The organism is Vibrio sp. 2132-1, assembly GCF_033344315.1.
Map to the genome: position 1 here is coordinate 1 of NZ_JAWPON010000810.1, position 530 is coordinate 530.

The 530-nt window shown below is 43.2% G+C and carries 1 protein-coding gene; it reads left to right on the top strand.

Annotated features, from left to right (window positions below; genetic code table 11):
* Window positions 1-530: glycosyltransferase N-terminal domain-containing protein (locus R8N47_RS28140; protein ID WP_318186473.1), on the top strand; the 530-nt coding region annotated here is incomplete at both ends.

A 530-nucleotide genomic window follows, 5' to 3' on the forward strand; every position in this document is an offset into this window, starting at 1 on the left:
AATCCTGTCAAAATTACGCAAAAGTCCAATGGCTTTTTAACCAACTTCATCCATGCTTGACGCAAGTACTTTGTCAAACGGATTCTGATGCAGAGCGATTTGAACGCTTAGGCGTCAATAAAGAGAAGCTATCGGTCACGGGCTCGATTAAATTTGATATTCAAATTTCAGATCACGTGAAGCAACAAGGCAAAGCACTTCGAGCACAACTTGGAAAAGACCGCCCAGTATGGATTGCAGCGAGTACGCATAAAGGCGAGGATGAACAGGTCTTAGAGGCACATAAACAGATTTTAGAATCTCATCCCAATGCTCTACTCATTTTAGTTCCTCGGCATCCGGAACGATTTGACGATGTTTTCGCTCTTTGTAAAAAACAAGGCTTTGAAACTGTCCGTCGCACAGAAAAGCAACCTGCAGAAAACACAACTCAGATTTACCTAGGCGATACAATGGGTGAAATGCTCGTATTGATTGGTGCAGCAGACATCTGCTTTATGGGTGGCAGTCTAATCGGAGATAAAGTCGGT